This is a genomic window from Paenibacillus silvae, from assembly GCF_014639235.1.
Lineage (GTDB): Bacteria > Bacillota > Bacilli > Paenibacillales > Paenibacillaceae > Paenibacillus > Paenibacillus silvae.
Window position 1 is genome coordinate 373694 of sequence record NZ_BMFU01000001.1, and the last position, 14710, is coordinate 388403.

At 45.1% G+C, this 14710-nt stretch carries 14 protein-coding genes; 4 read left to right on the forward strand and 10 right to left on the reverse strand.

Annotated elements, in window-relative coordinates:
- Positions 1 to 36 precede the first annotated feature (36 nt).
- From IEW26_RS01730 to lpdA, 3 genes are all read right to left on the reverse strand, one after another.
- Entirely contained in the window at positions 37 to 1023 is a 987-nt protein-coding gene (locus IEW26_RS01730; RefSeq protein WP_111269626.1) for an alpha-ketoacid dehydrogenase subunit beta, read from the reverse strand.
- 2 nt (positions 1024 to 1025) lie between these two features.
- The gene (locus tag IEW26_RS01735) at positions 1026 to 2054 is read right to left on the reverse strand and encodes a thiamine pyrophosphate-dependent dehydrogenase E1 component subunit alpha (protein ID WP_111269627.1); all 1029 of its coding nucleotides are present in this window, start codon (positions 2052 to 2054) and stop codon (positions 1026 to 1028) included.
- A gap of 138 nt (positions 2055 to 2192) precedes the next feature.
- The gene (gene lpdA / locus IEW26_RS01740) at positions 2193 to 3617 is read right to left on the reverse strand and encodes a dihydrolipoyl dehydrogenase (protein ID WP_188591094.1); all 1425 of its coding nucleotides are present in this window, start codon (positions 3615 to 3617) and stop codon (positions 2193 to 2195) included.
- 255 nt (positions 3618 to 3872) lie between these two features.
- Between lpdA and IEW26_RS01745 the strand changes: the two genes are divergently transcribed.
- Together IEW26_RS01745 and IEW26_RS01750 are read left to right on the forward strand one after the other, a co-directional pair.
- Entirely contained in the window at positions 3873 to 4190 is a 318-nt protein-coding gene (locus tag IEW26_RS01745) for a DUF2627 domain-containing protein (RefSeq protein ID WP_111269629.1), read from the forward strand.
- Between the two features lie 52 nt (positions 4191 to 4242).
- Positions 4243 to 4590, forward strand: a complete 348-nt coding sequence (locus IEW26_RS01750) for a potassium channel family protein (RefSeq protein WP_188591095.1) — start codon at positions 4243 to 4245, stop codon at positions 4588 to 4590.
- A gap of 36 nt (positions 4591 to 4626) precedes the next feature.
- On the opposite strand, the gene IEW26_RS01755 is transcribed toward IEW26_RS01750, so the two are convergent.
- Positions 4627 to 4839, reverse strand: a complete 213-nt coding sequence (locus IEW26_RS01755; protein ID WP_188591096.1) for a hypothetical protein — start codon at positions 4837 to 4839, stop codon at positions 4627 to 4629.
- Between the two features lie 178 nt (positions 4840 to 5017).
- On the opposite strand from IEW26_RS01755, the gene IEW26_RS01760 reads away from it, so the two are divergent.
- Positions 5018 to 5617, forward strand: coding sequence for a thymidine kinase (locus IEW26_RS01760; RefSeq protein WP_110895245.1), 600 nt, complete (start codon positions 5018 to 5020; stop codon positions 5615 to 5617).
- A gap of 133 nt (positions 5618 to 5750) precedes the next feature.
- Here IEW26_RS01760 and IEW26_RS01765 read toward each other — a convergent pair whose 3' ends face one another.
- From IEW26_RS01765 to IEW26_RS01785, 5 genes are all read right to left on the reverse strand, one after another.
- Entirely contained in the window at positions 5751 to 6227 is a 477-nt protein-coding gene (locus IEW26_RS01765; protein ID WP_110895246.1) for a hypothetical protein, read from the reverse strand.
- Positions 6228 to 6769: 542 nt separating this feature from the next.
- Positions 6770 to 7420 carry a hypothetical protein gene (locus IEW26_RS01770; protein ID WP_188591097.1) on the reverse strand — a complete coding sequence of 217 codons (651 nt, stop codon included), beginning with the start codon at positions 7418 to 7420 and terminating at the stop codon, positions 6770 to 6772.
- Between the two features lie 231 nt (positions 7421 to 7651).
- Positions 7652 to 8689 carry an NAD(P)/FAD-dependent oxidoreductase gene (locus tag IEW26_RS01775; protein ID WP_111269633.1) on the reverse strand — a complete coding sequence of 346 codons (1038 nt, stop codon included), beginning with the start codon at positions 8687 to 8689 and terminating at the stop codon, positions 7652 to 7654.
- A 147-nt stretch (positions 8690 to 8836) separates the two neighbouring features.
- Positions 8837 to 10810, reverse strand: coding sequence for an AraC family transcriptional regulator (locus IEW26_RS01780; protein ID WP_188591098.1), 1974 nt, complete (start codon positions 10808 to 10810; stop codon positions 8837 to 8839).
- A gap of 183 nt (positions 10811 to 10993) precedes the next feature.
- Positions 10994 to 12946 carry an AraC family transcriptional regulator gene (locus tag IEW26_RS01785; protein ID WP_188591099.1) on the reverse strand — a complete coding sequence of 651 codons (1953 nt, stop codon included), beginning with the start codon at positions 12944 to 12946 and terminating at the stop codon, positions 10994 to 10996.
- A gap of 191 nt (positions 12947 to 13137) precedes the next feature.
- On the opposite strand from IEW26_RS01785, the gene IEW26_RS01790 reads away from it, so the two are divergent.
- A complete protein-coding gene (locus IEW26_RS01790) occupies positions 13138 to 13614 on the forward strand; it encodes a hypothetical protein (RefSeq protein WP_188591100.1) in 477 nt (158 codons plus the stop codon).
- An 80-nt stretch (positions 13615 to 13694) separates the two neighbouring features.
- On the opposite strand, the gene IEW26_RS01795 is transcribed toward IEW26_RS01790, so the two are convergent.
- Complete coding sequence (locus IEW26_RS01795) at positions 13695 to 14654, reverse strand: GGDEF domain-containing protein (RefSeq protein WP_188591101.1); 960 nt, start codon at positions 14652 to 14654, stop codon at positions 13695 to 13697.
- Between the last annotated feature and the right edge of the window lie 56 nt (positions 14655 to 14710).

Sequence of the window (14710 nt, forward strand, 5' to 3'; positions counted from 1 at the left end):
TCAATCGTTCAATCGTTGTTAAGATATCTTCTCTAATCAGTATTCGGCAAGTTCACGCATGGCTGCTTTGGCTTTATCCTTGCTCAGCATGTAAAACTTCTCCATCGTCGGGCTGATTGGCATGGCCGGTACATCTGGACCACACAGACGCTGAATAGGCGCATCCAGATCAAACAGACATTCCTCGCTGATAATAGCTGCAACCTCCGCACCTACACCGCCAGTTTTGTTATCCTCATGTACGATCAGCACCTTGCCTGTCAAACGGGCAGAAGCAATAATCGCTTCACGGTCAAGCGGCTGCAGTGTCCGCAGATCAAGTACATGAGAGGTAATGCCCTCTTCACGCTCCAGCTCCTCGGCAGCCTGCATGACAAAGTGCAGTGGTTGACTGTAACCGATGACCGTAATGTCCGCACCTTCACGAAGCACGTTGGCTTTACCAATCGGAACGATGTAATCATCCTCGGGAACATCTTCCTTGATGAGCTTGTAACATTTTTTATTTTCAAAAAAGAGCACAGGGTCCGGGTCGCGGACAGCCGCTTTCAGCAGTCCTTTGGCGTCATACGCCGAATATGGAGCAATAATCTTCAGACCCGGCGTACCGAAAAAGATGGATTCCGGACATTGGGAATGATACAGTCCGCCGAAGATACCGCCGCCGATCGGTGCCCGAATCACGATTGGACAGCTCCAGTCGTTGTTGGAGCGGTAACGAATTTTGGCCGCTTCACTAATAATCTGGTTTGTTGCAGGCAGCATAAAGTCTGAATATTGCATCTCGGCAATAGGCTTCATGCCATACATCGCCGCACCGATCGCAACACCCGCAATGGCTGACTCAGACAGCGGTGTATCCATGACACGCATCTCGCCGAATTGTTCCTGCAGCCCTTTCGTCGTGGTGAATACGCCGCCCTTTACCCCGACATCCTCACCGAGCACAAACACATTCTCGTCGCGCTCCATCTCTTCCTTCATTGCGAGACGAATTGCATCAATATATTCCATCATAGCCATGATTACCGTCCCCCTTCTTCGCTGTCCGCATAGACATGCGTCAGCGTGTCCTCAGGTTTCGGATATGGCGCATTGTCTGCATATTCAGTTGCTTCCTTCATTTCCAGCGCAAGCTGTGAAGCCAGATCCGCATCCCGGGCTTCATCCCAGATGCCGCATTCAATCAAATAATTTTTCATGCGCAGCACGCCGTCCTTCTTCCAGTTCTCCTCAACCTCTTCCTTGGTCCGGTAAGCCAGATCATTGTCCGAAGTGGAGTGAGGAGACAGGCGATACATCATTGCTTCAATGAGTGTTGGTCCCTCACCTGCGATGGCGCGCTTTCGAGCTTCCTTCACAGCTGCATACACTTCAAGTGCATCGTTGCCATCCACGCGCAATCCCGGGAAACCATACCCCAGTGCACGATCAGAAATCTTGCCGCTAAGCTGTTTGTGAATAGGAACCGAGATCGCATATTGATTGTTCTCACACATGATGATTACAGGCAGCTTGTGTACACCTGCAAAGTTGGCACCTTCGTGAAAATCCCCCTGGTTGCTTGAGCCTTCACCAAAGGTAACAAAGGATACAAATTCTTTCTTCTGCATTTTGGCAGCCAGAGCAAATCCAACAGCATGAGGAACCTGCGTTGTAACCGGGCTGGAGCCCGTAACGATCCGCAGCTTTTTGTGTCCGAAGTGACCTGGCATCTGCCGTCCGCCACTGTTCGGATCTTCCGCCTTTGCGAATGCAGACAGCATCAGCTCACGCGGCGTCATGCCTACAGCCAGAACGAAGCCGTAGTCACGGTAATAAGGTAAAAAGTAATCGTGATCCCTGTCCAGACCAAATGCCGCGCCAACCTGCGCAGCCTCCTGACCTACACCGGATACGTGAAAGTTAATTTTGCCGGCCCGCTGCAAGAGCAAGCAGCGCTCGTCAAACTTGCGTGCAAGCAGCATGTATTTGTACATATCCAATACTTCACCATCGCTAAGTCCAAGCTGTTCATGGCGGTGGACCGCATCTGCAGTACCTTGTGAACTCATATGAGGTACCTCCTTTTAGTCAGAGCCTGTTCAGCCTTACTACCCGATCTTATAACCTGGTACTAAGACTTGGCTTAACCTTATTATAATCCCTTTTGCCCAAAAAAGGAAAGGACCTTTCTCATAAGCCTGTCCGGCTTACATGCCAATCGCTTTTCCATCCACGGCCAGCATGGCCTCGCCCATAATTTCAGAGAGCGAAGGATGCGGGTGAATGGTCTGCCCGACCTCCCACGGAGTAGCATCCAGCATCTGGGCCAGTGAGGCTTCTGCAATCAGCTCTGTTACATGGGTGCCGACCATATGTACGCCCAATATATCATTCGTTTCAGCGTCTGCAATAACCTTCACAAAGCCGTCACGGCTTCCATGAATTAGTGATTTGCCGATCGCCTGAAAAGGAAACTTGCCCGTTTTGATCTCATGGCCGCGTGCTTTGGCTTCCTTCTCCGTAAAACCAATGCTTGCCGCTTCTGGTCTTGTGTACACACAGCGCGGTATCCGATGAGCCTCAACCGCGTGCACATGCTCGCCAGCAAGATGATTAACCGCGAGTATGCCCTCATGGCTTGCCGCATGCGCCAGCTGTAATCCGCCGATACAATCGCCAATCGCATAGATGTGGCCTTCACCCGTCTGCAGATGCTGGTTCACTGCAATGAAGCCGCGCTCTACTTTGATATCTGTATTCTCCAGTCCAATATTTTCGACGTTTGCCTGACGTCCAATGGACACCAGTATTTTTTCAGCAGTCAGTGTCTCCAGCTCATCTCCTGCAAGCTGTACATCCACATACACGCTCTGATTCTCTGCACGATAACTGTCTGCGAGTAATTTCGCACCTGTAAGAAAACGGACACCCCGTTTACCCAGCAAACGCTGCATTTCTCTCGCTACATCCTCATCCTCTGCCGGAAGCACATGCTCAGCCGCCTCAACCACGGTCGCACTCACGCCAAAATCATTCAGCATAGACGCCCATTCCAGCCCGATTACTCCGCCACCTACAATAATGATTGAAGCAGGCAGCTCGTCCATGCGAAGCGCCTCATCACTGCTCATAATATATCTTCCATCCGGCTCAAGCCCGGGCAGTACACGCGGACGTGACCCCGTAGCAATGATCAGATTGGTTGGAACGACTGTATCCATCTCGCCATCCTCGAACTCCACCGCTACTGCACCGCTCTGCGGCGAGAAGATCGAAGGTCCAATGACACGCCCCTTGGCATGTACAACCTCGATTTTATTTTTTTTCATTAAATACTGTACTCCCTTGTGCAGCTGCTCAACAATGGCATCCTTGCGTGCCTGTACTTTGGGAAATACCAGGGTCGCTCCGGTCGTCTCAATTCCGTAGTTCTCACTGTCCTGAATCTCGGCGTACATCTCCGCACTTTTCAGCAAAGCCTTGCTCGGAATGCAGCCACGATGCAGGCAGGTTCCACCCAGCTTGTCCTTCTCGATAATAACAACCTTCTTGCCCAGCTGTGCGGCACGAATTGCGGCAACATATCCTCCCGTTCCTCCGCCCAGTACAGCAACATCACATGGTATTGGCATCTTTACGTTCTCCTCTATACATTCATTTTTGGGGTTTCATAGAATAATAAATGGGGTTCTTATAAAATAATAAATAGGTGTGCTTGCATCCCAAACCATGGCATGCCCTCTATCTCATTGTACTCTCCTTGCGCAGTCAACTCAAAGTTTGTGCAATCTCGCATGGACAGCTTGTGCATTCCAAGCTATGATATAAACAGGAATTCTCTGTAAGCGTAACCTTTATATTATGTCTACTCTGGCAGAAAGGGTATAATGCTCATGAATACAAAATTAGTCTTTGCGCGCTTTCTCGCTATTATTGTACTCGTCATCCCTGGCTTGATGGCCATGAAAGGTTTCCTCATGATGAAAGATGCCCTGTTTCTGTATTACGCGGAGCATGGGAATGACTTGATCTCTCCCGGCTTCCAGTGGCTCTCTTTCTTCGGTGGGCTCGTCCTGTTTGCAGCAGGCATGAGTTTTCTCGGCGGCTGGATTTTGTTTCGCGACCGTAAACGCAATTATGTAGGCCCTCGTTTTCGCTCGAAAAAGCAGCCTGAACAGGTCGAAACACCCGGAAGCACTACCTGATTCCGGGCTTTTTTGTTTCTTTCCATTTTACATATAGATCGGAAGGTTGATTATGGTTTCTTTTGTATTGACATTAAAACGCCTGCTTAAAGGCATATTCTATGCATTCAAAGACCCCAAATTTCTGGCTTTGTTTGTTTTAACGGCGGCAACTTTGTTATCAGGCACCTTGTTCTACACACGTGTGGAAGGACTTCACTGGATTGACGCTCTTTACTTTTGTGCCGTTACATTAACCACCGTGGGTCATCCAAGCTTCGTGCCTTCCACGGGATTGGGCAAAGCCTTTACTGTCATTTATATGTTTGCCGGCATCGGTCTCACCTTTGCCATGATTGCCAGAATTACAGCCGGTATTTTATTCCCTCGCAGAATGAAATCAGAACAGGATGAAGAGTAGACTACTCACTCTCTTGCATTAACTGAACTGTACCCCTTACTCGTATAAAGCATCCCGGAGTTTGGTAGACATGCGTGACTCCTTGGAGGAGGATTTCAGAATGGTTCTGCGCAGCGTCAAGTTGCTTGCCTGCAATTTCTCTGCCTCTGCCATCAGCTCAGCAAACAGAGTCTGTACAGCCTCATCCAGCTTGCCTTGTTCCTGCAGCTCCTTGTAACGCTGCTTCAGCGAATTCAAAACTTCGTTCATGGGTAACACCTCTTTTCAAAAAACTGTATAAACTCTGCATCTGCCGTGACCAATATCGCAACAAACCATATCGTAACACAAACTGCTCCATTTTAGTTCTGGCTCTTTCCAAAGCAGATGTGGTAATCTGTAATGGTCGCTTTTTTTGAATTCCGTATGCGAGAGGGGTAGCAGCACCGTGCAAACTGGACGTATAACCGTTATTACTGGACCCATGTTCAGTGAAAAATCCGGTGAACTTATTCGCCGTTGTCAGAAGCTTATTCAATTTGGCCGTAAAAAGGTCGTTGCCTACAAACCAGCCGAGGATGATCGTTTCGCTCAGGACGAGATCGTTAGCCGGATTGGCTACAGACTGCCCGCCCATTCCATTCCCCGGCAGCTGACGCCGGAATCCATAGAGACGATTCTGAAGCAGACCATAGATGCCGATGTGGTTGCCTTTGATGAGGTACAATTTTTCAGCAGTGCAATTATGGAGCTTGTCTCCGAACTGGCCTACTGCGGCAAACATGTTATTGTGGATGGACTGAATATGGATTACCGCGGCAAAGAATTCGGATATATCGGCGGTCTGCTGGCCATGGCCGATGATATTGAAAAATTATCGGCGTTCTGTGCTGTTTGCGGCAGCCCGGATGCAGCGTTCACACAGCGTATTGTCAACGGAGAACCTGTCACATTGGGTCCAGTTGTCATGATTGGCGATTCAGAAGCCTATGAGCCCCGCTGTCGCTGCTGCTTTATTCCTCCTCACAAAGTCGAGTGTCCGTCTTAAAAGCCCTGCTGGGCTTTTTTGTTTACACTGAAGATGTGCATTATGAAGTACTATTTTCAGATCAGCAGTACGAAGCATGCACATCACGAACAAAAAAAGCATCGCATAGGCGATGCTCCAAAATCAATTCCCGCTAATCCCGGGAAACAAAATACTTGTTCGTCATGTAATAAGCGTCTCCGCGCGACGTTTCAACCATTCCTTTTTTGGCATCCAGAAATACAATTTCTTTGCATTTTGTGCAATACCATTTTGTACGCTTATAAGGGGATTCCGTCACGTAAGCCGTGCCACATTTACAATCAATCTTCATCAATATCTCGGTTGATTTATAAGCACTGGACAAACGATCCAGGTTATCCTGCTGCTGCGTAGGCATAATCGTCTGCTGATAATCGGATAGATGATTTTGAACTTTGAAGTCTGCAACCAGTCCTGCGTTTAATCCAAAAAACTCTTTACCGATCTCCGTCACGAAGCGCTTCTCATTTCTATAACAATCGAGCCATTCAATAATCTGCTTGTTAGACAGTGGAACCGTACCCTTGATACCGCTGTTTAAAGTGTAGGTCATGATGTATAAAGTATCGTCTTGTCTTCCTGAGTACATTAGAATCCTCCTTCGAATACATTTGCTAATGTACTACAAAAACGCGCATAAATCAAAATAATATTGTTTCCTGAGCGCATTTCTTCTTATTAAATGGGGAACATGCCCCTTTCATCCGCCAAAGACTTACAGGAACTGCATACACCTGTAACATTTCCCTGCGGAGCAGCGTAATGCAAAATATGATTTACATGTTTCTTGCAAATGGAACAGTAGTACCTCCTTTCCTTTTTTGGAATGTGGTCCGATAGCTTCACTACGTTTTGCTGCCGTTTAAACCTTCGTAAGAAGCTCCGCCAATGCATATTCGCCTCACTCTTTTCTGTTCGCCAGCCTTGTAGTCGCTTCTCAATCCTTGGCCTGTAAATCGCGCCACCTATTATGTATACGATTCCAAGTTGTGCGTGTCTATCTCATAATTTATTCGACGTTTTTGCTGTTTTTCCTGTTTTAATCTCAGTACATATTAAAAAAAAACGACAGCTACCTCTCTCTTTCACAAAAGAGAAATAGGTGACTAGTCGATTTTTTTGCTTGTTTTTTTATTTATAAAATGTGCCCAGCACGTCCAGATCTGCCGAACGCTCAATCCGAAAAGGATAGATGAAACCCTGCTTGATTTTGGAAAATCTGCGCCCCCACAGATCCAGCCCCGACGTGAACTTATATGCCTGGTATATAAATTTGGAACAATAGTTTCGTTCAATGCTCAGAAGATCCGTTTGCAAACGATAATACTTTACCTGCTGGTAATGATCCTCTACCCATTCCGCTGCGCGATCTCCTACTTGACGAAGCCTGGAGCGAAATACGATAAAACGGTCTCCTTGATAGAAACGGGTGAGGTACCAGTCCAGTGTATCTGCAAAAACAGGTCCATAAGGGTGCACATGATACACCTTCCCATCCAGACCAATAATGCCCATATGACCGGCATAATAGGTTGACTCCGAGCTAGGTGTATATACGATGTCCCCCGGCTCAAGCTTCATTGATGTTAGTGAACTAAGAGGCAGGTCCTGCTGTTGTCTTCTCGCTGCTGCGCGCTTACGGCGCCGCTCTACCAATAAACGGTGAATTGCTCCGGCTGCAGCAAGATAAATTTCAGACCATTTGATACGTTTCTTGTTTATTCGATTAAGCATGCGCTGAATGAACGTGACATTTCGTGTTGAAGGTGAATTTTTTTTCATATGCTGTACTCCACTCTTGTCGGTTCGTGAAAACCTGTTATTAAATCCTTATTTTATTGATTTGTTGATTTTGATTATAGTTTGTTTTAAGCTGTTCTTCAATTTGTTCAAGCCCCTTCTATTTTGTGCAGTCTTATTTTCTTCATACCGGCTGCAGACAAAAAAATAACCTCGGGAAATTCCCGAAGTTATCCATAGTACGAAGTCTCCATTTCTCAGTGAATGTGATAATTATTCCTCCACCACACCGAGTGCTTTGTTTTTCTCTTTGAACCGACTGTTATGTGATGATACATAAGCAACCTTCTCTGCAGCCGGGTCCAAGTACAATTTCGCGCTGTTTACTGCCAGAGCTGCATCCGTAAACGTACCCGCAATCAGATATAATTTACTGCCATAATCTACGAAATCTCCTGCCGCAAAAACCCCCGGGATATTGGTTTGCAGTCTCTCGGTTGTGCTGACATGCCACTCACCCAAATCCAATCCCCAATCACGAATCGGACCAAAATCACTCTTCATGCCATGATTAACGATGACCGCATCGACTTCAAGCATCTCTGTCTGTCCGTTTTCCATATGAGTGATGGTTACATGTTCGATCATTTCCCCGCTCAAACTGTGCAGCTTCTCAATCGCGTAAGGTGTCCTCACGTCTACTGACGATTCTTTCATACGCAGCACATTGCGTTCCAGCCCGCCAAAATGATCACGTCGATGTACCACCGTTACTTGCTCGGCAAGGCTCTCCAGCTCATTAGCCCAATCCACAGCTGAATCTCCCCCGCCAGAGATGAGCACCCGTTTACCTCGGAAAGGCTCCAGCTCCTGTACAGTGTAATGCAAATTCGATACCTCGTAGCGATCTGCTCCTTCAAGCTCCAGCTTCGCCATTTTATAAATGCCATAGCCAATTGCTAGAATAACCGTACGTGTCCAATGTTGTTCCCCGCTTGCCGCTGTAAGAAGAATCGTACCGTCATGCAACCGCTCAAAGCCTTCAATCTGTTGTTCAAATACCAAAGTTGGATCGAAGGTTCGGGCCTGCTGTTCGAGCTGCTTGATCAAATCTTCACACAGGATCGGGGTTACTCCGCCAACGTCCCAAATCATCTTTTCCGGGTAAAAAAGCATTCGTCCCCCAAGTCTGTCTCTCGCCTCAATCAGCTTGGTCTTCATATCACGCATACCGCTATAAAAAGCAGAGTACATGCCCGCCGGGCCGCCTCCGATGATGGTTACATCATAAAGCTCCAAATCCTGATTCATCTTTTTGGGACCTCCATCCATTCGACTATCATCGATTATGATATTGATTCTCATTATCGTTTAAGTGTAATGGAAATCTGTTGAAATTACAATGGCTATATCCTCTTTAAATCCTGAATAGCCTTACGTATACGATTTCCTCTTAATTTAGCGCGCTCTTGGAGCAGACAAAAGTTTATCTACGACAAAATCGAGTTGTTTATTGATGGAATAGATGTCCGAATAATAAAAGAAATCAAAATCAATCTCGATCAGACGACCTTCTTTTACTGCCGGAATGCTGCTCCATACAGGGTTATCTGTTAGATTGTCTGCCCCATCATACACAGAGCGAAACACATAGTCACCTACGTATTCCGGAAGAACTTCCATCGAGATTGTAGAACCAGCAGCTTCTGATGCTACATCGATTTTGTCTTGTACTACTTTAGGAGCTTTCATTTCCAGATACTCATAGACTGCCTGAGAACCCCGACCAAATTGCTTGCTCTCCACAACGACCATACCTTTCAGACCGCCTTCAATAATGGAAATGGTCTTGTCCAATATCCCTGCATCTGCAAGTGTTTTCTTGCTCTCCTCCACTTTGCTGTTAAGATCATTAATCAAGACTTCAGCTTCCTTTTCTTTACCAAAGATGCTGGCTATGCTGTGAAGCCGTTCCTCGGTTGTCATTTCCTCATATGGAATGTACACCGTAGGTGCGATATTTTTCAAAGTATTATAGGTTTCTTCCGACGGAACAATAATCAGATCTGGATTGAGATCAATGACCGCTTCAGGGTTCGGTTCGAACCAGGTACCCAGTGAATTCACACCTTCAAGCTCACTCTTGTAAGCAGCCCCGTCGTATACATCTGATGTTGCGATTGGCTTAACTCCAAGTGCAATCACATCACCCTGAAGATACAGCACAACAACCCGTTTTGGATTAGCTGGAACAATAACATCACCTTTTATTGTCGAGACCGTGCGTGTTTCATTATCTTTGTTTACTTGACTTCCCGTCTCTGAGGTTACTGCCTGATTGCCGCTGTTGGAATTCGCACCTGTGCTTTCACCGGCAGATCGAGTAGCAGCTGTCCCCGAAGAACAGGCCGCAAGGAGCATCGTTAAACTCAACAACGCAATCATGATCATGCTGGCGCTCGTTTTTTTACTTTTCATTGATGTAGACCCTCCGTCTTTATATTGATAATGATTATCATAATCAATATATCTCGACTTCAATGTCCAGCCAATGGACGATTCGGATAAATGCAATGGACGATCTTCAGTTCGTGCTTTTTTCCTCATCATCTTTTGATAAAGGCTTGGAGACAGGCCTACATATTTCTTGAAGATACGGCTGAAGTAGTACACGTCCGAATAACCAACCTCTGCTGCGATATCACCGAGCGTTGCATCAGAGCGCACAAGTAAATCCCGAGCCTTGCCAATTCGTGTCTTTATTAAGTAATCGATGGGACTATACCCCGTCTTTCTTTTGAATCGCATCGATAAATGACGAGAGCTATAATTAAATTGCTCTGCCAGCATATCAAGTGTAACCTGTTCTCTGTAATGATTCTGGATGTAACGAATGGTTTGTTTTACCGGGTCCGCAAGTTCTGTTTGAACCTCCTGTGCATACAGTTGAACCATCAACTCATGAATGAACTGATAAAACAAACTTTTAGTATGAAGTAGATCTAATTGGGTTGACTGCGCCCATGCTTTCTCCATCTCACTAAGATATCGTAACAGTCCCAGTGGACTACTCGGTGTAAATCCATACTGCAAGGAGAACGGTGCAGCCTGAGGCTGTGCCAATAACATTTTATTTCGAAAACGAGGAAAGGCAAGGAAGGCCCTGTAATAAAGCAGAATATATTCAAAATCTGCATTGGCTTGGATATCCAGTGAAGCTCCTTTCGTTCCATGAAGCATGTAAAATCGCTCCGCCTGGTGCTCTTGTCCATCCAATTGAAGTTGAGCAGATCCCCGAATCGTATATATAAATCCATTTGCTGGAAGTGAATAGGAACTCAGTTGTGCTCCTGTCTCCATCACGATTCGGCGGATATCCAGAACCTTAACTGCGGCTTGATTCCAGCATTTCATCTGTTCGTCTAATTGCATCAAATACTCTCCAATCCCAGCCTCACCTAAAGACCTTTAATGGTCATCATTCTGCAAAAAATCGATAAGACATATGCCCGCAGAGGTGCGCTATAGTCTGTCAATTATAAATGATAATAATTTTCATTATCAACTAAAATTTAAGATGGATTTGGATTGCTTCTCAGCAAGTAATCTTTCCGTTTATTTTTTTCTAGAGATCTTCGTAAACCACGCAGCCAGTTCCTCTGTTTGATCTAATGTAGCAATAGGGTCAAAGTACCATGAACGATCCTTGCTCCATATGAAGACCCGATCATTTTTAACTGCATCCAGTGAACTCCAGACTGCTTTGGTTTTCAAGTCTTCAAGGGTCAGATTATCTGCTGTTAGAATAATATAGTCTCCGACGAATTCCGGAATTGCTTCAGATGAAACTTCAACCAGTTGGTCTTTCATTAAAATCTCTTTTTTATCTGCAGGTGGATTCAAACCAAGCGCACTATAAACTGCCTGACCTCCACGACCAAAATTATCACCAAAAGCCATTGGTGCTTTCTCATCGAACTGCATAACCGAAACCTCGGCGGATGCATCAAGCGCTTCACCAACGCGCTTTTTGGCATCTGCAATTCTTGCATCATAATCGGCTAACCAGGCTTTGGATTCTTTTTCTTTATTCAGCACTTCACCGAAGTAGGCAACCTCTTCATGAGTGTCTTTAAATTCACCATATGGAATAACAAGGGTAGGCGCTATTTTGCTAAATGAGTCGTATAGATCAGGATTACCTGTCACAATCAAATCCGGTTCAAGTTCTAACACTTTCTCAAGAGAAATCGTTTCATATTCCCCAATATTTTGAACGCCTTCCAGCGAGTCAATAAAATAAGGATTCTTGAGGTTCAGCTCGGGTGTACCCACTGGCTTGATTCCCAGGGCGATGAGGCTTCCCAAATACAAGTCAACCACGATACGTTTAGGCTCATCCGGAATTGTAATATTTCCCTTTACCGTCGAGATTGTACGCACTTTCGATGGCTGATTTTGATTTTCCGCTGTTACGTTGTTCGCGGAACTATTGCTCCCAGATTTATCCCCACCCGTACTACTGGATACACCTGCCGAGCAGGCACTTAGCAGTAATGTAAGGCTCAGCAGAATACTAAGCATCATTCCCGTTCTAGTCTGTCTGTTCATATGAATTACCCCTCCATGTTTATAGTGATAATGATTATCATCATTACTATAAACATACTTCCTGCTTCTAACTCTGGAAATATCACTTCGCGCCACACCCGATGTCAAATCAGGCCAATGTATGGGAGCAGAGTTTTTTTCTTTAAATTGCAAAGGAGAAAGACCCGTATGTTTCTTGAACATGCGTCCTAAATAATATCCATCAGGGTAACCAATGCCTGCTGCAATCTCATCGAGTGTGGCGTCGGTTTGCAACAGCATCTCTTTGGCTTTGAACAAACGAAACTGAATAAGATAATCGATGGGACTGCTGCCAACCGACTGCTTAAACTTACGTGACAAGCTTCTCGGACTGGTGTTTATCATTTCAGCCAAAGTATGAAGCGTAAGTGGCTGCGCGTAGGAAGATTCTATAATTTTGATAATTTTGTCAACCTGTGCTTTAGCACTCAGATCGGGATTGGATGCAAGAGAAATCTGTGAGGCGATCTGCTGCACAAAGAAATAGAACAAACTCTTGGCCTGAAAATGGTGAACGGGTTTTTGGGAATCCCACAAAAAGTGCATCTGTTTCAAATGCTCATATAACATGGTTGGCCTATCCGGGGAAAAACCAAAATTCATCTGAAACGGATTGGAGAGCTCCATCAACTTTTCCAGATAGTTTCTACTTCTTCTAGGCAGTTCGGCCTTATACATCAAGTAATATAAGCGTAACCCGGCTTCTCCGGCTTGAATAACCAGCTTACTCCCCTTTCCCCCATGGAGAACATAAAAGCGACTGACTTCGTAAGTTTCGTTGTCAATTGTCACACCAGCATCACCCTGAAAGGTGAGAATAAAGGTATGTGACGGAAACTTATATTTCATCTCTTCATATGCTCCACATTCAATATAACGGATATCAGTTATATTCACCGCAGCATAATTCCAGAGTGTGTAATATTCATTCCACATGATGATAACTCTTCTCCTTTTAATAGATTGAGGCTTTACTTCCCCTCGTTATTGATAACCATTATCAGTTATTATGTTAAGGTTCGCAATACAAATCGATGTAACTTATGGCCTGGCAATTATGGCTCACGAATCGCTAATCACATAAGAAACAAGAATCACAATTAACTAACGATACCGAACAATCTGCGATGGAACCTATTATTAAACACAGCCAAACTTATAATCATTTAGGGAAGTTGGTAGGCTTACGCGACCGAATGCAAGGCTCAATTCATACCTTAGAAGGGGAGACAAGGTTTGATCGAATTGTATTGGATAACGATACGGGGAATGATCCTGGAAAGTCCATGATGTTAGAAAATGCTGAAGCGACTGTATTCAAAATGAAAAGAGAAATGGTCCAGGATATACATACTCAGCTGAACAAAGTGGACCATCAAATTGGAGAATTAACTAAAGAAATTAATGAAACTGCCTCCATTGCTTCAAAACAGCCTCATTTCAAGGGAAATAATTCAAGTGAGGAACAAAACAGAGTAGAACTTAAAGGAGATCGTGTAAAAGATGATCAAGCCGATCCTAATCCATCGATGATTCAAAATACGATCAAATCCCAAGCGAAAGAAACAAGTAGTTCTTCATCTTTTATAGATATCCAGATATAATCCTCTTATATGTATACATATCTCATCCCATGCCGCTAACCTGAAAGTTAGCGGTTTATGGCATTTAGGCTTAATGAAAATCAGGTGACTTTCTCCGCGTTCATATCATTTGCACAGATAATGCTGCCAATGATGGATTTGCAGCTTTTTTTCACGCGAGTAGCTTCATTGATAATTTGATTAATATCCTCATAGCGTTGTTTCAAGTTGGTGACTACCGCAATAGACACAGATACTAAAGGAATAGGTCGATTCAGCCCAGAACGGCCTTCTCCCATCACATACTGATTACGCCAGTCCTGGTCGTTATAGAAGCTGCGTTTCATTTTCTCAAAACGTGAAATCACCTCTTCACACACCCTCATATACTCATGATGGCCAAGAATGGCAATAAAATCATCCCCACCGATATGACCAAGGAACGCCTCCGGTCCACCAAAATGCTCGCGCAACAAACTGGCCGTTGCCTGTATAAGCTCGTCTCCCATTTTAAAACCATAACTGTCGTTATACGATTTGAATTGATCAAGGTCAATATACAGTACACTGAATTGGTCCTGTGGAAGCATCTGAACTAAGCGATCATCTATAATCCGATTGCCGGGAAGGCCTGTCAAGGGATTCATAAATATAGCCATCTCAGCTCTTACATCCGCCACCGCGAGCAGCAAACGCCGAATGCTTACCGCACCATGGAATCGATCCCCAGATGTTACCAGAACCAGGTCATAGAGATCCGCTTCTTCACGTTCCATTGCAGCGACACTGACATCCGTAATCTGTTCTGCATAATCCACGACAAGTGCATTTACGTTCATCAACAGCTTCACAGGACGTCCCATATACAGATTGTAGCCATACTGTGTTCCGATCTGCTGAAAGAACCGGGTTCTCATCATTAAGGATATGCCGTTTTTCCCTGTCACCGCTACACCTTCCAGATTCGGATTGGACTTAAATAGTTGATACAGGGCATCACACTTGGTTTCTGGCAGTACTACTGGAATCGGTTCAGCAATTTCACCTATTTGAGTAAACAAACTTATCAACTCCCTTACCGCGTAGTAGCAACCATGTCACTTTTGATCTATCAGTG